Consider the following 22,301-nt stretch of genomic DNA (forward strand, 5'->3'; position numbering starts at 1 on the left):
AGCATTAACCGTTAACGGATGCTTCCTAATACGTTGATGTATACTATCATAAGAAATAACATAATAACAATACGTATTTAAAAACAAAAGACTATGGCAATATTATTTGATTGGTATGAGAATCCGAAACCTTCGGACAAGGAAAAAGGAGAGAAAACACTACACCCGCGTATTAAATACAACGGTTCGATAGGGACTGATTTAGTGCGCCGCCGTATTCAGGAACGCTGTTCGCTGACTGAAACGGATGTAACCGCCGTGCTTGATGCACTGTCACACATTTTGGGACAGGAATTGGCCGACGGGAAACAGGTGCATCTGGACGGCATCGGCTACTTCCACCCCTGCCTGACGTGTACGGAACCCGTGACGATAGACACCAAACGGAAAGCAACCAAAATAAAACTGAAAGCAATCCAGTTTCGTGCCGACCAGGCTTTGAAAAATGAGTTCGGAATACTGAAAGTCAAAAGTCTGAAAGGGGGACTGGACTTCTCACAACCGACAAACGACGAAATAGACCGGCAACTGACGAAGTATTTCCAGACACATCAGTTCATGCGAAGATATGACTTCCAAAATCTCTGCGGAATGGCAAGAAGTACGGCAATGAGACATATCCGACGGCTACGCGACGAAGGAAAGCTGAAAAATGAGGGTGGCGTGATGCAACCGATTTATGTACCGGGAGACGGCTATTATGGTAATAATAAACAAGTTACGATTTAATTAGGGAATTTTCCCCCTGAGGGCAACTTTTACCCTCAGAGGGTTAAAAAGCTCTGCCCTCATAGCTGAAACCACGATGAATAAAGGGATTGTAGCAGATTATGAGGGTATGAGGGCAAATTCAACAAAAATATTTCTTGGAGAAAGAATATTTTCAGAGTTGCTATTTTTTTCGTGTACTTGTACTTGCACTTGCATACTCACTCCGGCTGTTCATACTTCTTTTAAGGGGAATAAGATTATTTTTATAATCAGTGGGGTGTCCGATTGGCATACCTATCCGATTTAAATAATAGAATCCAATGTAATTAGAAAAATCAAAGTATGAGAAAAGTATTTATCCAATTATTATTTACTGTCCTACCACTCTCACTGGTTGCACAAAATAATGATTTGCAGAAAAAAGACACGATCTATGACGAAGGAAAAGGTGTTCAATTCCTGGAGATTTCTTATGAACAAGCTCTGGCAAAAGCCAAAGCTGAAAACAAACGTATATTTATAGACTGTTACGCTTCGTGGTGTGCTCCTTGCAAGAAAATGCTGAATACCACCTTCAAAGACACCCGTATCGGAAACTTCATGAATTACCAGTTCGTCACCATCAAAGTCAATATGGAAAAAGCAGGTGACGGTAAGATGATTAAAAACAAATTCGGGGTAAAAGTTTACCCTACTTATCTACTGATTAATCCGGATGGCACCCTTTATAACAAATTTATAGGTGGAGCCTATGTTACGGCCTTTGCCGACAAGCTAAAAAATGCATTACTGGGTGAAGAAGATGAATACATCAAAAAAGAACGCATACAGAAAGGAAACTGACATTTTTCTTTTTCCGGCAGGTTCCTTCTTTCGGTTTTCCACCAAAATCTTTTGAAATAAAGACAAAAATACTACTTTTGCACGCAACTCTCAACTGAATTAATAAGGAATCAAAACGTTCGGAGTATTGGAAAAAGAGACTGAGTTTGAGCTATTTTTTAAGGAAAACTATTCCCGATTCTATTATTTTGCCTTTCAAATGATAGGTGAAAAGGAAGTATGTCGGGATATTGTAGGCGATGCCTTTGAACAGACATGGGCTTTTTCCCGTCAGAAAGAACAGTTTAATCTTACCAGTTATATGTATTCTCTGGTACGCAACAAATGCGTTGACTACCTCCGTCATGAAGCGGCCAAAGCACGATACGCAGATTTCTATATGTATATGTATAACGAAAGTGGTGAAGATGACACGTATGAGGAAATGGAACAACAAATCTCACAGATGTACTGTATGCTGGACAAGTTCACTCCCAAAACCCGTACAATCCTCGAAATGTGCTACTTCCAAAAGAAAACTTATAGTGAGACAGCCAGTGAACTTGGCATTAGCGTCAGTGCCGTACGAAAACACATCGTTAACGCTTTGAAAGCATTTAGAACAGTAATTGCTAAAAAAAGCAAATAAACGGTATACAAAAACGGACAGAATACGATATATAACAAACAGATTGTCAGAATCAATGGATAAGAAAGATAATATAAAGGAAGAAAAACTGGAACAAATCGTCAAATTGATGGAAGACGGAAAGCAACTGTCCGACGAGGAGTTTGCACTATTAATGCAGGATGAGGAAGTCATGCGCGCCTGTCGGGAACTGCAAAATTGTAAGAATGCCGTGATACGTCAATATGATGATGCCCCCGACGTTGAAAAGGAATGGCAGGTATTCCGACAAAAAGAACGCCAGATTCCATTTCCGAATACACAGCCCGATTCTCTCGTAAATCCGATACCTTCCCATATCTCCCCTTCCAGAAAATCACACCGTTTCTTATGGGGGACACTAACCGGAATAGCCGCATCTTTCCTCCTTATTTTCTTATATGCATGGCTAGTAAGGTCTCCTTTGTCAAAAAATGAGATTATCGCCTTTCAAGCCATCGACAGTGTACAGCAAGTGACGTTGCAAACGAGTACAGGAAACCGAATTGCCCTTGCACGGGACACGCGTGAAGAAGTTTTGGAAGAAGTGGGCACATTACTCAGCAAAAAAGACACGCTTGAATTAGCATATACTGCCAAAAACAGCCCTGATATATCGAAAAAAAATATTGAGACACACCGCCTTTCCACTCCGAGAGGACAAGACTTCAAAATCACTCTTGAAGACGGAACTATTGTCTGGATGAATGCAGAAAGCAGTCTGGAATATCCTTCACAGTTTACCGGCAAAAACAGGTTAGTCCGCCTGAAAGGCGAAGCTTATTTCAAAGTAGCGAAAAATACGGAATGTCCGTTTATTATTTGTACAGACCGCATGCAGATACAGGTACTGGGTACGGAACTGAATGTACGCAATTATGTATCCCGTGATTCTCACGTAACTCTAATTAACGGACGGGTGAAAGTCAGCGACAGCAAGAACAGGGAGCATTCAGCCTGCCTGAATCCTGGTGAAGATGCCCAATGGCGTGAGAATGAATCCTTTGTTATAAGAAATGTTGATACGGACTCTTATGTTTATTGGAAAGACGGCTACTTTTACTTCGACAATATGCCACTGGTGGATGTGACCCAAGAACTTGGCCGCTGGTACAACATCAATGTTGTGTTTGAGAATAAAGAACTAATGGACATGCATATCCGATATTTCTGTGTACGCAACGAAACACTGGAACGGGCAATAAGCTTATTAAACCGCATGAAAAAGATACATGCTACATTAAGCGGAAACACCGTATATATCCGATAATTTCTCCGCTGCTTCATATCATACTCATTAATGGAATTATTACTTTCCCGATACCCGTATTCTCTATGCGGATATCGGGAGCACATTCCTATTCTGTTAATACTCTATTCTTTTTACAATTATTTACACTTTACATCTTTCACTGATGCTTTCAGAATGAGCAACCCACTTCCCCAATCATAAACTAATGCTAGCATTTCTCGACCTATCAATCTTTTTTTGAAAAAAAATCGTTTTTAGGGGTGTCTTATTGTTAGAGGATTCCGATTTAACAATAAAGGTCTAATTATATAATGTTAATAGTTTATGAGAAAGTTTTCAGTTATTTTCATTTTAGCCTTCCTGCTTATCCAATTACGTCCGATCACAATGATCGCCCAAAAAGGGAAAGATAAGGAAATCGTGCTTGAAGTGAAAAACGAGCGGCTTCCCCAAGTATTCAAACGCTTGGAAAAGATGACAGACTACAAAATCATGTTCATCACGGAAGATGTGAACAAATATGGCGTGAATGGAACAATTCGTGCAAAAGACATTCACGATGCCATGAAACAAATTATTGGTAACAAACCATTGGAGTATACCATCGACAAGCAATTTATTACGGTGACATCCCAAGAGGCCAACCGCACGACAGAGCCCAGACAAGAGACCATTAAAGTACAGGGAAAAGTAGTAGACGAAAACGGGGTTCCCGTGCCGGGAGTTAATATCAAAATTCACGGAACGAAGCAGGGAACCATGACCGATCTTGACGGACGTTACACAGTAAAGGTGAAACCGGATGACGTGTTGGACTTCTCGTTCATCGGCTACAAAACCGAGCAAATCCCCGTAAAAGGAAAGACGACACTAAACCTCAGCCTGGAGCCCTCTTCCAAAAATCTAGATGAAGTGACAGTTGTAGCTTTCGGCTCACAAAAAAAAGAAAGCGTGGTATCTGCCATTACTACCATACGTCCGGGTGAACTGAAAACTTCAAATAGCGATTTAACCTCAAGCTTTGCCGGAAAAATCCCCGGAATGATAGCCTGGCAGACCGGCGGACTGCCGGGAGCTCTGACGGAAGATGAGATGAATACGAAATTTTATGTACGTGGTATCACCTCATTCCAGTCCAGCGCCAATTCCGACCCGCTGATATTAATCGACGGAGTAGAATCTTCCAAGTTGGAACTGTCCCGCCTGGCAGTAGAAGATATTGAATCTTTCAGTGTCTTGAAAGATGCTTCCGCAACAGCAATGTATGGTGCACGCGGTGCTAACGGGGTGATTCTCGTCACCACCAAAAAGGGAGAAGAAGGAAGCGTCTATACTACTGCACGCTACGAGATGGTTGTCGGCAAACCGACGCAGGAAATTGATGTGGTAGACCCCATCACTTACATGAAAATGTATAACCAGGCCATCATGGGACGTTCCAATGCCGGAACTCCTAAATATAGCGTAGAGCATATCAACCGTACAGCTTCCGGCAGATATCCGTCTTGGGTTTATCCAGCCAACGACTGGTATGATATCTTGTTTAAAGGACAGAGTATCAATCATCATGCCGGTGTCACTATCCGTGGCGGCTCCAAAGTAATACAGTATTATGCTTCTGTCAATTATAACCGGGATCAAGGTATGCTGAAGTCTGACAAGCTAAACGATTTTGACTGCAACATCACTAACAACCAGGTTAGTTTTCGCACCAATCTGAATATCAACCTGACATCGGGCATACGGTTAGTCATCAACTCGGCCACTAATATAGATAAATATCATGGTCCGGTAACCGATCAGTCTGCCGCCTACTCATATGCCTTTAACGCTTCTCCGGTAGATTTCGCTCCGGTATATCCTGCCGATGAAAACTATAGCTGGCCACATATCCGTTTCGGTACAACTGCTGCCGGAGCTACCAACCCTTACATGATGAACCAGCAAGGTTATAAGGAACGTACCCGATACTCCACAACCAACAAGGCAGAATATATCCATAACCTCAGCTCTCTGGTCAAAGGTCTGGAGGTCCGTTTAAGTGCTTCCTATGTGCAGTCGGGCTACTATGACAATACCTTTACCACCAGTCCTTACAAATACTATCTGAAAAAGTATGATTTTGAGACCGGTACACACACACTGGCAGGAGTAGGAAACTCAACGGCCTCGAAAACACTGCGAGTAGGCGGAAACAGCAATAGCACAGATACGCGTGTCACTTATGAGGGACGGGTCTATCATACAGCAGCCTGGGGTGATCATCAGACATCATTAACAGGAGTTGTCCAGGCTTACGAACGTACCTTTACTCCCATATCATCTGTACTGAACGGAATGCCGCAACGTAACCTGACCTATTCGGGACGTGGTTCATATGGATATAAAGACCGTTATTTCGGCGAAGTCAGTGTCGGTTACAACGGTTCCGAACGCTTTGCGGAAGGTAACCGTATGGGAGTTTTTCCTGCTTTGGGAGCAGCATGGGTGGCTTCCAGTGAGAAATGGATGCGTCCGGTTTCCAACTGGCTTTCTTATTTAAAATTCCGTTTCTCGTGGGGGAAAGTCGGTAACGACGGCATCATCTCCACTCCACGTTATGTATATTTGCAAGACATCGGTTCAACCAGTGCCGGCACGACAAAAGACGTGGAAGCTTATAAGACTTCAGGTTCAAGTTCCCGTAAAATTGTAAATTTCTACGGTGACGATGATATCCAGTGGGAAATAGCTGAACAAGCCAACCTAGGTATTGAAGCCAAATTCTTTAAAGGACTGCTGGAGATACAAGCAGACCTCTATCAGGAAGTCCGCCACAATATTCTGTCCAACCGTTATGTGATTCCGGCAAACGTAGGTATAGAAATAGCCCCACTGGACAACATAGGCAAGACACGCTCACGAGGAATCGACCTCTCAGCCAAAATACAACATCAGTTCAATAATGACTTTTGGCTGATTTTAAATGCTACGGCTACTTATAATAAGGTTATTTATAAAGAAATCGAGGAAGCTACCAACAAACCGGCCTGGCAACGTATGGTGGGCAAAGAAATCAGTCAGGCTGTGGGATATATCGCTGAAGGAGTATTCCGCGACCAGGCTGAAATCAATAACTCTCCCCGTCAAGACGGTGATGTTATGCCGGGAGATATCAAATACCGCGACTTGAATGGCGATGGAGTAATCACCGTAGCGGATGCTACTTACATTGGTTATCCGGAAACCCCGAGAATGATTTACGGCTTCAGCGGTTTCCTGAACTACAAAAACTTTGAATTCAGTTTTGCTTTTCAAGGTTCCGGCAAACGTACTTTCTTTATGAATCCAAAGTCCATTTCCCCATTCTATGGTGATCATGCCATGCTGACAGCTATTTATGAAGACCATTGGTCTGAGGATAATATGACATCAAAACCATTCTGGCCACGTCTTTCTCCGCAGAATATCATTACGCATAATCCACAGGAAGACTGGTATAGCGGAGCAGAAGTACGTAAAAGTACTTATTTCATGCGCGAATGTAGCTTTTTGCGTTGCACTTCACTTCAGTTAGCATACAATCTGCCTAAAAAATTACTGCACAGATGGAAAATGCAGAATGTAAAACTATTCGTCAGCGCAAACAATCCGTTCTGTTTTACGAACTTCAAAGTATGGGACGTTGAACTAGGTGAAAATGGTTTCAATTATCCTATTCAGAAAACATACTCTATGGGTTTAAACATTAGTTTTTAACAACAGCATAATGATGAAAACAAAAAATATCATATACAGTTTATTATTCGTCTCTTCCGTCTCTCTCACCGGCTGTAAGGGTTATCTGGATGTAGTGCCGGACAATGATATCGAAACGATTGAAACGACCTTCGAAAAACGGGAAGATGCTTACGCATGGTTCAAGACATGCTATTCTATGATAACCATGGATATCTCCGACATCAATGCTTGTCCGGCCTTTTGGGGGGCGGATGAAGTAGTGGCCGATGACTATATCCGTTTGACCAATCCCAACAGTATGCCGGGATTGATGATTGCCGATGGCATACAAATGGCCCAGTCTCCTTATGGCGATGTGTGGAAAAGTACGAAATTTTATGGTGGTATCCGCTATTGCAACCTGTTTCTCAGCCATATAGACGGCGTGTACAATATGTTGCAGGAAGAAAAAGATCTGTGGCGTGCTGAGATACAAGCATTGAAAGCACAATATTATTTTGAACTGATGCGCCGCTACGGTCCCATTATTTTGGTTCCCGAGAATATCAACGCAGCAGCCCCTATTGAAGAAATGCAACAGCCGCGCCGTCCAATCGACGAAGTGGTGAATGCAATCGTAGAACTTTGCGATGCGGCCATCTCAAAACTGCCTTATTATAAAGAGCAAGAACAAAACCACTATGCTTATTTTTCTAAAGAAGGAGCAGCTACCCTAAAAGCCATGACACTGCTTTATGCAGCTTCCAAATTATTCAACGGAAACACAATGATGTCGGAAATGGTGAATAAAAATGGAGAACGGCTGTTCCCCGCATACGATAAAGAGAAATGGAAAAAGGCTGCGGAAGCTGCCGACGAAGCATTAAAAATAGCTGCGGAAGGCGGCAAACAGTTAGTTAAAGGAAGTACCGAGTGGCCGACTCCTATGTTGAATACTATTCGAGACATCCAGCAGTCATGTATGAATTATGACTATAATAATAAAGAAGTATTATTGTGTGTACGGCACCAACGCTTCTCAGCCCCCGTGTTCTATCACCCCAGATTTCCAGAGGAAGAGCTGAATTATTATGACCAATATTGCGTAGGAGGATTCGGAGCTTCCATGAAAATGGTGGAAATGTATTATACGGAACATGGTCTGCCCCTCACTGAAGACAAACAATGGGTAGCTTCCCGTTATGCCATGACAACAGAAAGTGACGAACGATATAAGAATATTGTCCCGTTGGGCGAAACAATCCTGAGTTTGCACCGCCGACGCGAACCCCGTTTTTATGCCAATATTGCAGCACATAACACTTTCTGGTATAAAAAAAGTGTAAACAGCACCAATGAGCCTATGCGCTGCGAATGCCTGCAAGGACAATTAATGGGAACTGCTTCCAAACGTTATGACTCAAGTATCCCGCAATGTCTCACAGGATATTATGTGAAGAAATTCGACAATGCAGATGTAGCTTTAAAAGATTATTATGCAAATAGTTCCTCTGAATCCGGAGATATCCTGTTCCGGCTTCCCGACTTGTTGCTGGCATCGGCAGAGGCATGGAACGAATATCTGGACAAACCAGATGAACGCGTTTACGACCCGCTAGATCAAGTTCGTACACGGGCAGGCATAGCAAAAGTCCGTGATGCATGGAAAACTTATGCGCGTAATCCTCAAAAAGTAGAAACACAGGCAGGTATGCGCGAGATTATCCGGCAGGAGTGGAACATCGAGTTTGCTTTCGAAGGACGCAGATTCTATAATCTCCGCCGCTGGATGACTGCTCATGAGGAACTTAATGCCCCCCTCTATGGATGGAATATCATAGGAGATACGGAAGAACGATTCTACAATAACAATAAAGAACCGGTCATCGTATGGAAGAAACGGGGATTTACCGCTCCAAGAGACTATTTTTTCCCTATCGGCAGCGAAGAAGTGATGATTTCAGGATGTGTTCAGAATCCCGATTGGTAATCGTTGAATTGATTTAAAGACAAAAACAGTTATGAAAAAGTTAATCTATTTAATAATAACAATTTGTACCTTGGTTTCCTGCAATGATGAATCAGAGGGATTTGCAGTTGATTTGCCGGCCGGAGCTTTTGAGTTTACTCCAGCAATGGGCGGTGCGGTGTTGCGTTACAAACTACCTGATGACCCGGACATAATAGCCATAAATGTACGTTACAAGGATGTGTATGGCAATAATATATTAAAGACAGGCAGTAACTCAACCGACTTATTAACAATAACAGGGTTCAATGAAGAAACAAGCGATATACCGGCACAAGTATCGTTCTTGAAACGTAACAATGAGGAATCACACCCCATAGATATAACTTTCAGCACATTAGATTCTGCACCGATTTGTTTTATCAACGGAGCAGAGGTGAAATCAGGCTGGAACGGATGTACACTCGAATATAATAATCCAGAAGGAACTACGGGGATGGCTCATGTATTCTATCTCGGAATCAATCCGTTAGATAATCAACAAGATACGATACTGCTCGAATCATTCCCGTTAAATGCCGGACAAGATGTCAGACATTACACTCCACAGCAAAAAAGTGCATACAATACTATTATAGTACGTGCCGAAGATTATCGCGGATATATTGTGAAAGAAAAAATATGGGAGAATATTCAAGCATTCAATGTGGAAAAGCTTGAACCAACCAATTTTGATGTTATCTATAACAACTCGTTGGAAATACCGGAAGAGAAAATAGGACTTCAATATCTGACGGATGGAGATACGAAAGGAACAGCATGGTTCCAAACCCAAAACTCTCACCATTATTATACTTTCCTTTCACGCGAAAATGGGGTCGGCGAAAGTTCTGAACCGATGTATATTGACTTGAAAAAGATGCGCCCGGTATCAGAAATCCGGTTCTACGCTTATCGCCATGTCGGCACATATTCTTTTAGTGCGAAATCTTTTATTGATTGGGGAGGAAGCAGCACTTCCGCTTCTTATCAGGGACCACAGTATTTCAAACGTTATTTAATGAATAAACTGCCTTGTTCGATAACTGTTTATGGTTGCAGGCAAGATGTTTCCGGTTCTGATTGGGATAATTTAAAATGGGAAGTGGTTAGTTCATTTGAAGACAATCCGGATATAAGCGATGATGAACGCTGGACTTATCATGCAGCAACTTGTGGAGGTGTCAAGAAGGCTGACAGCTTCGGAACATTAAGTTTGTTAGAAGGCGCCAGCCCGATTTATAAATCAATGAGTATCAATATTGATATACAAAAAGAAGGGTTCCGCTATTTGAAGATCAAATTTAATGGAACATACAATATGTATCCATCAATTTACGAACGTGATGATACGACGAACAAGCAGACCAAATATCTGACTTTCCACGAACTTGAAATATATTCTGATAAAGATTAAAAAGAGGAGAACAGACATGAAAAAATACATAGGATTATTAATGGCTATATTAACGATGGTATCTTGCGAGTCTCTGGAAGATACTTATAAAGACTATGCAGGAGATGGCCCCATCCGTTACCTCGGCAAATGTATGGATCTGACCGTCCAACCCGGATGGAACAGATTGATCGTCAGTTGGACAAACAGCGCAGATCCGGTTATTGATAAAATAAAAGTCACCTGGTCGAAAGACGGAGTTATAAAAGAACAATTACTGGACAGAGAAACAGCCGAGTTTAATATTCCGGATTTGGAAGACGGCAATTATGAAGTGACAGTTTGCTCGGTTGACAAAGAAGGAAACACTTCTTTAAAAAGTACGAGTTACGGTCGACCGTATACAGCTAGTCATGAGATGATACAATCGTTCACACAGATTGTATCCAACCATTATTTTCTAAAAGATCGCCTGATTCTCCTCTTTCAGGGATGGGAGGAGAATGTTATAGAAGCTCATCTGACATATACCAAAACAGATGGTAGCGCCGGACGAATTGAACTGGACGAGCAATTGGTTAATCAACTTTATTATTTGCTGCCCGATGCAATAGATATGTCCCAACCGGTGGAACTTTACCGTTCCGGGCGTATCCCAGGCTGTAATGATGAAATAGTATTTGCCCCAACAGAACTTGAAAATATAAGATTATTCAATGCTGATTTCAAACAAGAAATGAAACGTCAGTTCGGGTTCGATGAAGATATTCCGGATGCTTGGGCGTCCACTGTCGAAGAAATCAGTTTTGACTGGACTATCGGTAGTTTCTCAGATTTATTGCACCTACCAAATCTGAAAAAACTTGTGTTAGGCAAACACCGCTATATCCGTGACGATTTAGTGAATGATTCCGAAACGGCTCAGAGCAAAGTATATGATGCAGAATTAAGTGATTTTGTTTTAAAAACGCTACATGAATTAAATCCTGATTTTATAGTAGAGCGTTACAATAAACATTATCCTACTCTGGCACAGGCTGAATACATTGATGAAAAAGGTCGGACATCTCTTCCCGATTATTCATTCCTTGACCTGTCAGGTTTGAAGTTTACTTCTTCACCTGAGGATGCTGAAAATTATAAATCGTACTTGGAATATCTAACTGATAATGATACAAATACAAGTTGGGAGCCTGCGGGTACGAAAGAACTGACAACTTATTCACTGACATTGGACTTAAAAACTGAAAGATGTCTGCAAGGTCTGAAACTTGTACAAACCTACTTCGATAATGAGAACAAACGTTCCTGGTGTCCCGGTATAATCAAGATATTCGTATCCAAAGATTCCGAAAATTGGGAAAACGCCACTTATCTAGAAGAATTGGAAATCGGCCATAGCACCGGAGAGGTGAATATTATCCCATTTGTAAAGGGAGGTAAACAAGCTCAGTATGTAAAAGTTATGATTTCCACACCACATTCAGTATCAACTTATAATATAAGTTTAGCTGAAATAGGACTTTATTGATTTTCCACCTGTCTTACAATGACAAGAGAGGGTACACTTCACTATTGGGGAGTGTACCTTCTTTGTTATTAACTTTACAAATGGGAATCTATAAATTCAGTGTTTGCCCAGTAACTGCCGAATCATTTAAATGACGGCAACCCAAATGCTTCCAATTCTCCTCAAAAGGTTATAAATCACAAAAAGTTATGTGAAATCCTCAGATTTCATGTATGTTTGTCTCTTGAAAAAGGAGAAATCATGAATATCGAAGATTACAGAGAATATTGCTTGTCGGTTAAGGAAGCAATAGAATGTATGCCATTTGGTGAACACACCTTAGTTTTTAAGGTTATGGACAAAATGTTCACTTTTGCTTCTTTACGCCCTAAGGATGGAAGATTCTGGGCTGACATATTATCATTTCCAATGTACAACTTGCCATGAAACACAAGGTTCCTACTGCTAATAATGCTGTTTTCATCTTCTTGAAATCCTGTTTAGTTTTTAATTCTTGCAAAGATAAAAGATATATGGTAAAGAATAAAACAATCTTTTATTAGTTATCGCTTTTTTAAAAGCATTTTTTTAGGTTATTTTGCGCAACAAATATCATGAACTCATCAAATTATGGATTGGATTGGCCTTGATTTAACATTCCCTATAACCGACCCTACATGGATATTTCTCCTTGTACTTCTCATCATACTGTTTGCTCCTATCTTATTGAACAAGCTCCGCATCCCTCACATTATCGGCATGATTCTGGCAGGATTGGCGGTCGGCGAACATGGTTTCAATATTTTGGCACGCGACAGCAGCTTTGAACTGTTCGGGAAAGTAGGACTTTATTATATCATGTTCCTGGCCGGTCTTGAAATGAATATGGGGGATTTCAAAGAGACGCGAAACAAGGCGCTAGTCCTCGGATTGCTTGCTTTTATCATCCCCATCGGAATCGGGTTTGTGGCAAATATCTCTTATCTGAAATACAGCGTCGTCACTTCCGTACTGCTAGCCAGTATGTATGCTTCCCATACGCTGGTAGCCTATCCCATCGTCACCCGTTTCGGCATATCACGCCATCGAAGCGTAAGCATAGCGGTAGGCGGAACAGCGGTGACGGATACACTTACTTTGCTCGTACTGGCGGTTATAGGCGGTCTGTTCAAAGGAGAGACCGGTGGGTTCTTCTGGATATGGCTGGTAGTGAAGGTTATCTTCCTGGGCGGACTTATCATCTATTTCTTCCCACGTATCGGCCGCTGGTTCTTTCATCGGTACAATGACAATGTGATGCAGTTCATTTTCGTCCTTGCCATGGTCTTTCTAGGGGCGGGGCTTATGGAGTTTGTAGGTATGGAAGGTATTTTAGGCGCTTTTCTCGCTGGGTTGGTACTGAACCGGCTCATTCCACACGTTTCTCCATTGATGAATCATCTGGAATTTGTAGGCAACGCACTTTTCATTCCTTACTTCCTTATCGGAGTGGGAATGTTGATTAACCTGCGTGTCATCTTCGGACATGGGGATGCGCTGAAAGTGGCTGCCGTTATGATTGTAATGGCACTGACGGGTAAATGGATTGCTTGCTGGCTCACACAGAAGATATACAAGATGTCAGTTCTCGAACGGAACCTGATGTACGGTTTGAGTAATGCACAGGCGGCAGCGACACTGGCGGCAGTGCTGGTGGGGTACAACATAATCCTGCCTGGTGGCGAACGTCTGCTGAATGATGACGTGTTGAACGGAACAGTCCTGTTGATACTTGTCACTTGCATAGTCAGCTCTCTGATAACCGAGCGAGCAGCCGGAAAGGTAGCCATGGACGACTCGGAAACAGGCAAAGAGTCGTCGACAGAAACGGAAAAGATCCTGATTTCTCTTGCCAATCCGAACACGATTGAGGATATGATGAACCTTTCTTTAGTGATACGCGATACGAAACTGAAAGACAACTTGCTGGCACTGAATGTTATCAATGATAACAATACCACCTCAGATAACCTAAGGATGCGAAGCAGGCACTACTTGGAAAAAGCCGCCATGACAACAACAGCCGCCAATGTATCGCTGAAACAGCTCACCCGTTATGACTTGAATATCGCTTCCGGCATAATCCATTCCGTGAAAGAAAATGAGGTGACGAGCATTATCACCGGTTTGCACCGCAAGGTAAACATCACCGATTCATACTTCGGAATACTTGCCGAAAACCTGCTGAAGGGGTTAAACTGTGAAATAATCATCTCCAAATTCCTGATACCGGTCAATACGATAAAGCGAATCGTTATTGCCGTGCCCCCAAAAGCTGAATATGAATACGGCTTTCCACGATGGATGGAGCATTTCTGCCGGATGGGAAGTACGCTCGGTTGTCGTGTACATTTCTTCGCGAACGAAAAGACAACCGCACGCCTGCAAGCATGGATAAAGAAGAGGTATAAACAAGTACTGACCGATTTTTCTCTTCTGGAGGACTGGAACGACTTACTGGTATTGACAGGACAAGTAAGCTACGACCATCTGTTAGTCATTATCAGCGCACGTCCCGGAACGCTTTCTTATGACAGTTCGTTCGAGAAACTGCCGAGACAATTAGGCAAATATTTCTCTAATAACAGCTTGATTGTATTATACCCCAATCAATCGGGAGAACCGCTGGATAGTTCCTTCTTCTCCAAATTATACACCGATACGGAAACACAACATTATGAGAAAGTGGGCAAATGGGTTTATAAATGGTTTAAGAAGAGCTGATAAGAGACATATTCCGAGCATAAATTTATAGCGTTTGAAGAACAAGGCTATTATTGTAATCTAATTTATAGTTTGACTACAATAACAGCCTTATACTATCAGTCTTGCACCATTAATTTTGTATAATATCACCCACTAAAAGAATATAGCCGAGATATGTATTAAACTCATTGAAATATTCAGTTTCCTTTATTCGCTTCGGATTCATCTTGTAGATTTCCGCCTTCTCAAAACGTCTATTATCCGGACGAATAATTACTGTATGTTCTTCTTCATTCAAGGATTCAAACAGACAATAATTAGTACGATTACGATCTCCGCAATATTTATCAAACCTACGGATATAGGAAGGATCATTCTGATCTATCTCTACTGTCATTCCTCCGGATGAGGGGCCGATTAAATCAAACACTCCAACTCGAATCCCCTTAAAACGTACTTTCACAAAATCTTCCGAATCCGAGGATTCCAGAACAACCGGCAATGCTTTTTGGTCTCCCTGAAAATTTGAAAAGGCTTTATCATCTTTCGAGAGTACTTTCCAACCTTCGGAATGTTCAAACTCTGTTACGGGAATCATTTTAGCTTTCTCATAATTACCCGGATACAACGGAGCTTTCAATGCATGTGCCTTTTCCTGCGCCTTGTTCATATGTAACAGGGAGCGGCTCAGTGTCTTTGTATATATAGGATGTCCGCCATCATAAGTAGGATGTGTCCCATCATTCGTAAACACAATCTTACCACCATACTCCTTTTTTGAATCTCCTTTAAAAACCAACTTATCCTCATTCAACAATTCCAAAACATCATCGGCAAAATTAACAGACGGAATATCATAATAGTCTGCTACTGTCTCCATATACCGCACAGAACGGTAATTCTTTCCTGATTTCAAGTCGTCCAACATTGGTTCATTTAGCGTATAGAGAAAACATATATCCGTATGCGGATTATGATGCCAGATCTTACGCACAATTCCTTCCATGGAATGAGCAATCACCAAGGAGTCTGTTTTGGCATCATTCACAGCAAATTCGACAAATACCAAATCCGGATGATATTGCAATACGTCCCGTTCTGTACGGAACACACCCAAATCGGACCCGGTCCCACCAATTCCGGAATTTATTGACGTAAACTGTACATTACTATATTGTTGCTTGAGCCAATCAGTAATCTGCACTCTATATCCTTGATGATTTGTTATACTTCCACCCAAAAAAACAACAGATACAGGTTCATTCTTTTGTATCTTATAATTAAAATTAGGAAGTCCTGCACGCATCTGCAACCCTGCAGAGTCTTCTGTTGTAGTACAACTGAAACAAAACCCGATAAGACAAGCTATAATTCCACTAAATAAAAATTTCTTCATAAGTATAATGATTAAAATGTAAACAGTTTATGCTCTAGATTGACCGGTGACTTACCCTTGAACGGAAGCTGTCCCAACAATATCCGTAATAAAGCAGAATGAGTGGAAGCATCATTCGAATAGGTATTTATATAAGTCTTGACACGTTCAAAATATTCATTTCCAATGTAAGGACTACCCAATGAAATAACAATCACTTTACTTTTGTCCATAGAATTGGCAGCCCATACGGACTGAGCCTCATCGTCCCATAATTGAAGCGGGCCAAATGGAGCATGAGTATTCCGTGCCACCAGAAAGATTACTTTATCATACACTTCAGTCGCATTATCCTGCCAACCTTGATCTTCATAAAGTATATTACGGCGGAAATCAACCTCAAAACCATTCTTCACAAACTCATCCCGCAAATTCTGTAATCGCTTAAAGTCACGGTCATTACCTTTATGAGCTACGGGAGTTACAGCCACCAATAACAGCTTTTTATCTTTTTCCAAAGAAAGTGGTAACTTATGATCTTCATCCCGTACTAAAGTTATGGAACGCTCTGTTATCTCTTTGGCAGCTTCCCGTATTTCAGCCTTTTCTTCTGTTGAGACAGGACGTATCAACTCCCTGTTTTTATTTAATAACCCAAAACGTTCTTTCATTGCCCAAACACGGCGAACAGCATCATCCAACCGTTCCATTGGAATTTCACCACGTTGAATCCGTACTTCTACCGTATCCATGTATTCGTAAGAAGGCCACAACAATATATCTACCCCGGCTAAAAAACTGGCAACTTGCCCTTCCAAATCATTTTTATACCAGCCCCGGAAGCCTGCCATTGTCATTGCATCCGATACCACGACCCCGTTAAAATGCATTTCTTTTTTCAATAACCCGGACAATAGCTCATGAGATAAAGTTGCCGGAGGCAGATAACCATTTATCTTTTCTTTCTGATAGAAAGGTAAAGTTATATGTCCAGGCATGATGCATGCAACTCCTTTTTTAATCAACTCGGCAAACACTTTTCCATGATATTGCTTCCACATTTCTTCAGACAAGGAATTGACAGTTGTCATCAAATGCTGATCACGATAATCAACCCCATCTCCCGGAAAATGTTTGATTGTAGCGGCAACAGAGTTATCCTGCAACCCCTTTATTTGTTCGGACAACAAACAAACCGCTTTTTCCGGTTCATCCGAAACTGAACGTGTATTTACAATAGGATTCAATGGATTTATATTTAAATCTGCAACAGGATGTAACACCCAGTTTATACCCAACGAACGACATTCCAATGCTACACTTTTACCATATTTATAAGCTAACTCCGGAGAATTTGCGGCTCCCAGTGCCATCTCTTTCGGAAAAGGAGTCATCCCTTGAAGTCCTACTCCCGATTCATAATCCTGTTGAAACAATAAAGGAAGCTCTGATGCTTTTTGATATTCCTCGACAGAACTACGCACAAAATCAACCCGCTCTTCCTCCGGAACTCCTGTAAACAACTTCCACCCCATAAAATAACCTGTAACCGGGTAACGTTTGAAGTACATCTCCAATGAGCCGTCTCCCAAATCCAATTCTTTCTTACGATCAGGTAGCATTAACATTGTCTGCCCTATCTTTTCACGCAAAGTCAAAAGTTTCCAAGTGGAATCTACCGACTGAAATTCATAAACCTCATTAACCGAACCGGCTGTCACTCTTTCTTTTGTACAAGAAAAGAACACGGATACAAGCAATGTAGCAGTAACTATTAAAAAAGAGTTTTTCATAATTCATTTCACTTTGTTTTTCATGTTACAAAAATAGCACTCCTTATTTTAATCCATTAGAAATCATGTTTCAATCTTTTCCATACATGTATCTTTATTCCTACTCTGGTTACATTACTATCACACAGGTTACGTTTTTCATTTTCAACCTCGATTTTGTTTGCGAGTTACTTGCAAACAAATTATATTTGCTTCTACTAAAAATATCTATCAGGACATGAAAAACATTGCATTCATCATTTTTCTTCTGTTTATTTCCATTTGCAGAGCGCAAGACAACAACATATTGTTTCAGAACTATAACGTAAGTAACGGACTCTCACAAAACACCGTTATACGTAGTTTGGAAGACAGTAACGGAGTTATGTGGTTCTGCACGCGAGATGGGCTAAACCGGTTTGATGGTACCGAGTTCGAAGTTTTTCGCGCCGACGGTCAGCCGCACTCCCTATCCAGCAGTGATGTTACCACCATTATTGAAGAATCGCCCGGAGTTCTATGGATAGGTACTCACAGTGGGCTGAATCGCTACGACGTATCCTCAAATACATTTACCCAATACTTTCATGATCCGGCGAACCAGTATACTATATCGGACAATTGCATCAAACACTTGTTATGCGATAACCAAAAAAGAATCTGGGTAGGCAGCATGAAAGGACTCAATCTGTATAATAAGGAAACTGATGATTTTATCCCCATTTCAACCAACGGTTCTGTCTTCTGGCTTATGCAAAACAGTCAAAATGAAATCTGCTATCTTATCAACAACACATTGTGCATCATGAATCCTGTCACCTATGTTACAGAGCGTTTTCAATTCGGTGATGAACATAAGATCTACTTTTTATATGAAGACAATGATAAACGCCTGTGGGTAGGTATGTGGGATTCAGGACTTAAATGGTTTGACCGTAAAAACCGTAAACTCGTAGATGCCAACCTGACAATGGAAAACGGCAAAAATTTCAATAACTCCCAAGTCAACTACATTGTAGAAACGTTGGAAGGAAATCTTATGCTTGCCACACGGGAAGGGGTGCTGATTTATGACCGGCAAGCAAACAGGCTTATCAATTATTACCAACGGGAACAAAGCTGCGGTTTGAGTGAAAATACTATCATCTCTCTATATAGGGATAAAGCAAATAATATATGGATCGGAACTTACGGAGGAGGTGTTAATTTGTACACACCATACAGCAATTTCTTTATTCCTCATAAACCAGAATATAAGCTCCAAAAAAGTATCGGAAACATTAATGCCATAGTAGAATATAAAGAAAAACTTTGGTTAGGCACGGACGGTGGTTTAATCATCTACAATCCCAAAGACGAAAGTTATGAATACTGCCCGCTTCATGTTCCACGCTCGGTAACAAACAATGAGGTAAAATATATACAGAAAGAAGGAGATCATCTTTTATGGATTAGTATTTATTATTGCGGACTATATCTCTATGATATGGAAACCCGCCGCATAATAAAAGAGATACCCGATTTTCCTTATAATCAAGTAAGATGTATTGCCAAAGGTACTGATAATATTTATTGGATTGCTTTAGGAGTAGACAGCCCCGTATTACGTTACCACATGGAGAACAACCAATTGGAAGAGTCTTTTCCAGTAAAGGGTCGTGCCACAGAACTTTCTATCATCAATGTACAAGATTTAAAAGCTATAGGACCTTATATATGGATGGGAACTCGTGCAGCCGGTCTATATCGCTATCACACACAGACTCATGAATTAAAACATTTTGGTAGTGAAGAAAAAAGTCCGGAACAACTCCTGCCAAGCAATCATGTCAGTACGCTGTATACTGATGCATCGGAAAATTTATGGATAGGAACTTATGGCGGTGGCATAGGGTTATATAATAATATCAAAGAAAGTTTCACGATATATAATGAAGAAAACGGTCTTCCCAATAATGCTATCAACAGTATTGTGGCCGATAATAACGGTAAATTATGGGTTTCTACTTTAAAAGGCATGTCATGTTTTGACCCCAAATCAGAGACTTTCACTAACTGGGATAATAAAAATGGATATTCTTTATTGGAAACCAATTTACACGCTTGCCTGAAAAGTTCATCCAACATTTTTTATGTCGGTGGAAATAATCATTTTCTTTCATTTAATCCCCAATTAATTAGACAAAATACATTCATCCCCCCCGTATATATTACAAAAATGAGAATTTGGGCAGATTATCTGGAAGATAATAAAACTGCCCAATGGATAAATATTTCAAATCAGAAAATCAAATTAAGATACAACCAAACCTCATTCACAATCAAATTCTCCGCACTTAGTTACGTGTTTGCCTCCAACAATAAATTTTCCTATATGCTTGAAGGATTTGATAAGGGTTGGTCGGAACCGACACACGAACGGAGCGTTAACTATACTAATATCCCACCAGGTAAGTATGTTTTTAAAGTAAGAGCTTGCAATAATGACGGTATATGGAGCAATGGAAATGCTTCATTATCAATTACAGTCACTCCTCCTCTATGGAAAACATGGTATGCGTATTTGTTCTATCTTGCATTCACCATTAGTATGATTATGCTGTTCATACGTTATAAAACCCGGGAAGCACAACTGAAAATGGATCTTCAGTTAAAACAGATGGAGAAACAGAATATTGAAATCAGTCACAATATGGGTGTACAAATGTTCACCAATTTCTCACATGAGCTCCGTACTCCGCTGACTTTAATCATAGCTCCGCTCACAGACCTGTTGCATAAAGAAGATATGCCTCCGGCATATCGCCAACCATTGGAGCTGATCAACCGTAATTCCCAACGTTTATTATGGCTGGTAAACCGTTTAATGGACTTTCACAAGCTGGAAGCCGGGAAAATGCAACTTCACGTCAGCAATTACAATCTAGGTACTTACATACCTGAAATCATCAAACTATTCATGCCTGTTGCCGAAAAGAAAAACATATCTATCGAATTTAATGATACGACCTCCTCAACAGACACTTGGTTTGATGCCATTCTATTGGAAAAGGTTTTCTTTAACCTGCTCTCTAACTCTCTAAAGCATACTCCCAGCGGTGGATATATTATCATTTCAAGTATGGAAACCAATACTGAAGATATTCAGAAGCCTGAAAATCTGACTCTCCCCGCAGGAAAGATTCTTTTGATTAAAGTAGAAGATAGCGGCTCCGGAATCCCTGCCAATATGATGCCCCGTATATTCGAAGCTTTCTTCCAGGCAGGTGAGAAAGTGCTGGGAAGCGGAATTGGGCTGAATCTGACAAAAAGTATCATTGAGCTCCATGGCGGACGTATTTGGATAGATAATAAAGAAGGGCATGGAATGACCGTGTCTTTCACTCTCCCATTAGGTAAAGATAGTTATACCGAAAACCAACTACTTAGCAAAGACAAGATAGTAAAATCCACCCATGCTTATTCTGATGTAGAAGCACTTATTGCAACAGATGTCAATCCCTGCGAGATATCTCAGACTAATACTTCACCCAAGGAAATAACTCTGCTCATAATAGAAGACAATGAGGATGTACGTAATTACCTGGTATCATTGCTCAGCAAATACTATAATATCTATACTGCCGTAAATTGTAAAGAAGGCTATGAAATAGAACAAAAACAAATACCTGATTTGGTGATCAGTGACATTATGACTCCATACATGAACGGTATTGAGTTTACAAGATTATCTAAAAACAATATGGTAACTTCACATATTCCGATCATATTGCTCACAGCCCGTGTCACTTCATCGCAAGTGCGCGAAGGCTATGAATCGTTAGCTGACGATTATATCATGAAACCATTCGATCCGGAATTGTTGGTTGTACGTGTTGCCAACCTTTTGATTAATCGGAAAAAACTCGCAGAACGATATGGAACGGAAATGGTATCAATCAACAGAGAACCACCGGAAGCTAAAGAAACTTCTGTTTATAGTGCCATGGAAGAAAAGTTTATGAAAAAAGTAATGGAAATAATAAACAAAAACATAGAAAACCCAGCCTACTCCATTGATCAGTTCAGTGAAGAAATCGGTATGAGCCGCGTACAGGTATATCGCAAGATCAAAGCCGTAACAGGTATGTCGCCCAGTAAACTCATCCTTGACATACGGTTGAAAACTTCACTAGATATGCTTCAAAACACAGAATATACAGTGACCGAAGTTTCTTATCGATGCGGTTTTAATGAAATATCTTATTTCGGAAAATGCTTCAAAACAGAATACGGCTTATCTCCTTCCGAATATATAAAGAAGTACAGGAAATAACAGAGTTATTACCAAAAAGAAGTGCCGCT

Annotated in this window: 12 protein-coding genes and 1 pseudogene; 11 read left to right on the forward strand and 2 right to left on the reverse strand. The window is 40.9% G+C overall.

The features are described from left to right. Positions 1-93: 93 nt before the first annotated feature. From ACGHVY_RS20475 to ACGHVY_RS20520, 10 genes and pseudogenes are all read left to right on the forward strand, one after another. Positions 94-729 carry an HU family DNA-binding protein gene (locus ACGHVY_RS20475; RefSeq protein ID WP_308743989.1) on the forward strand — a complete coding sequence of 212 codons (636 nt, stop codon included), beginning with the start codon at positions 94-96 and terminating at the stop codon, positions 727-729. Positions 730-1,053: 324 nt separating this feature from the next. Beyond that, positions 1,054-1,554 carry a thioredoxin family protein gene (locus ACGHVY_RS20480; protein WP_390601195.1) on the forward strand — a complete coding sequence of 167 codons (501 nt, stop codon included), beginning with the start codon at positions 1,054-1,056 and terminating at the stop codon, positions 1,552-1,554. 127 nt (positions 1,555-1,681) lie between these two features. Next, positions 1,682-2,182 (forward strand): sigma-70 family RNA polymerase sigma factor, encoded by a 501-nt coding sequence (locus tag ACGHVY_RS20485; protein ID WP_390601196.1) that lies wholly within the window; start codon positions 1,682-1,684, stop codon positions 2,180-2,182. A 55-nt stretch (positions 2,183-2,237) separates the two neighbouring features. Further along, on the forward strand, positions 2,238-3,470 hold the full coding sequence (locus ACGHVY_RS20490) for a FecR family protein (protein ID WP_390601198.1): 1,233 nt from the start codon (positions 2,238-2,240) through the stop codon (positions 3,468-3,470). 306 nt (positions 3,471-3,776) lie between these two features. After that, on the forward strand, positions 3,777-7,190 hold the full coding sequence (locus ACGHVY_RS20495; protein ID WP_390601199.1) for a SusC/RagA family TonB-linked outer membrane protein: 3,414 nt from the start codon (positions 3,777-3,779) through the stop codon (positions 7,188-7,190). Positions 7,191-7,200: 10 nt separating this feature from the next. Beyond that, positions 7,201-9,141 (forward strand): RagB/SusD family nutrient uptake outer membrane protein, encoded by a 1,941-nt coding sequence (locus ACGHVY_RS20500; protein ID WP_390601201.1) that lies wholly within the window; start codon positions 7,201-7,203, stop codon positions 9,139-9,141. Positions 9,142-9,172: 31 nt separating this feature from the next. Beyond that, positions 9,173-10,576 carry a DUF4959 domain-containing protein gene (locus tag ACGHVY_RS20505; protein ID WP_390601203.1) on the forward strand — a complete coding sequence of 468 codons (1,404 nt, stop codon included), beginning with the start codon at positions 9,173-9,175 and terminating at the stop codon, positions 10,574-10,576. A 16-nt stretch (positions 10,577-10,592) separates the two neighbouring features. Continuing rightward, positions 10,593-12,086, forward strand: a complete 1,494-nt coding sequence (locus ACGHVY_RS20510; protein WP_390601205.1) for a DUF4998 domain-containing protein — start codon at positions 10,593-10,595, stop codon at positions 12,084-12,086. A gap of 240 nt (positions 12,087-12,326) precedes the next feature. Further along, positions 12,327-12,494 (forward strand): annotated as a pseudogene (locus tag ACGHVY_RS20515) (MmcQ/YjbR family DNA-binding protein); the annotation flags it as partial. Between the two features lie 201 nt (positions 12,495-12,695). Further along, positions 12,696-14,828 carry a cation:proton antiporter gene (locus tag ACGHVY_RS20520; protein ID WP_390601207.1) on the forward strand — a complete coding sequence of 711 codons (2,133 nt, stop codon included), beginning with the start codon at positions 12,696-12,698 and terminating at the stop codon, positions 14,826-14,828. A 112-nt stretch (positions 14,829-14,940) separates the two neighbouring features. On the opposite strand, the gene ACGHVY_RS20525 is transcribed toward ACGHVY_RS20520, so the two are convergent. After that, positions 14,941-16,206, reverse strand: a complete 1,266-nt coding sequence (locus tag ACGHVY_RS20525) for a GDSL-type esterase/lipase family protein (RefSeq protein ID WP_308743985.1) — start codon at positions 16,204-16,206, stop codon at positions 14,941-14,943. Positions 16,207-16,217: 11 nt separating this feature from the next. Continuing rightward, complete coding sequence (locus tag ACGHVY_RS20530; RefSeq protein WP_390601210.1) at positions 16,218-17,978, reverse strand: glycoside hydrolase family 3 protein; 1,761 nt, start codon at positions 17,976-17,978, stop codon at positions 16,218-16,220. A 217-nt stretch (positions 17,979-18,195) separates the two neighbouring features. Between ACGHVY_RS20530 and ACGHVY_RS20535 the strand changes: the two genes are divergently transcribed. Continuing rightward, positions 18,196-22,272 (forward strand): two-component regulator propeller domain-containing protein, encoded by a 4,077-nt coding sequence (locus tag ACGHVY_RS20535; RefSeq protein WP_390601212.1) that lies wholly within the window; start codon positions 18,196-18,198, stop codon positions 22,270-22,272. Positions 22,273-22,301 lie beyond the last annotated feature (29 nt).

The sequence above is a fragment of the Bacteroides sp. f07 genome (assembly GCF_042854785.1).
Classification (GTDB): Bacteria; Bacteroidota; Bacteroidia; order Bacteroidales; family Bacteroidaceae; genus Bacteroides.

What these genes read in the sequence shown, in the direction of transcription:
- ACGHVY_RS20475 (WP_308743989.1), top strand. Translation starts at nt 94, where the DNA reads ATGGCAATATTATTTGATTGGTATGAGAATCCGAAACCTTCGGACAAG.
- ACGHVY_RS20480 (WP_390601195.1), top strand. Translation starts at nt 1,054, where the DNA reads ATGAGAAAAGTATTTATCCAATTATTATTTACTGTCCTACCACTCTCA.
- ACGHVY_RS20490 (WP_390601198.1), top strand. Translation starts at nt 2,238, where the DNA reads ATGGATAAGAAAGATAATATAAAGGAAGAAAAACTGGAACAAATCGTC.
- ACGHVY_RS20495 (WP_390601199.1), top strand. Translation starts at nt 3,777, where the DNA reads ATGAGAAAGTTTTCAGTTATTTTCATTTTAGCCTTCCTGCTTATCCAA.
- ACGHVY_RS20500 (WP_390601201.1), top strand. Translation starts at nt 7,201, where the DNA reads ATGATGAAAACAAAAAATATCATATACAGTTTATTATTCGTCTCTTCC.
- ACGHVY_RS20505 (WP_390601203.1), top strand. Translation starts at nt 9,173, where the DNA reads ATGAAAAAGTTAATCTATTTAATAATAACAATTTGTACCTTGGTTTCC.
- ACGHVY_RS20510 (WP_390601205.1), top strand. Translation starts at nt 10,593, where the DNA reads ATGAAAAAATACATAGGATTATTAATGGCTATATTAACGATGGTATCT.
- ACGHVY_RS20520 (WP_390601207.1), top strand. Translation starts at nt 12,696, where the DNA reads ATGGATTGGATTGGCCTTGATTTAACATTCCCTATAACCGACCCTACA.
- ACGHVY_RS20525 (WP_308743985.1), bottom strand. Translation starts at nt 16,206, where the DNA reads ATGAAGAAATTTTTATTTAGTGGAATTATAGCTTGTCTTATCGGGTTT.
- ACGHVY_RS20530 (WP_390601210.1), bottom strand. Translation starts at nt 17,978, where the DNA reads ATGAAAAACTCTTTTTTAATAGTTACTGCTACATTGCTTGTATCCGTG.
- ACGHVY_RS20535 (WP_390601212.1), top strand. Translation starts at nt 18,196, where the DNA reads ATGAAAAACATTGCATTCATCATTTTTCTTCTGTTTATTTCCATTTGC.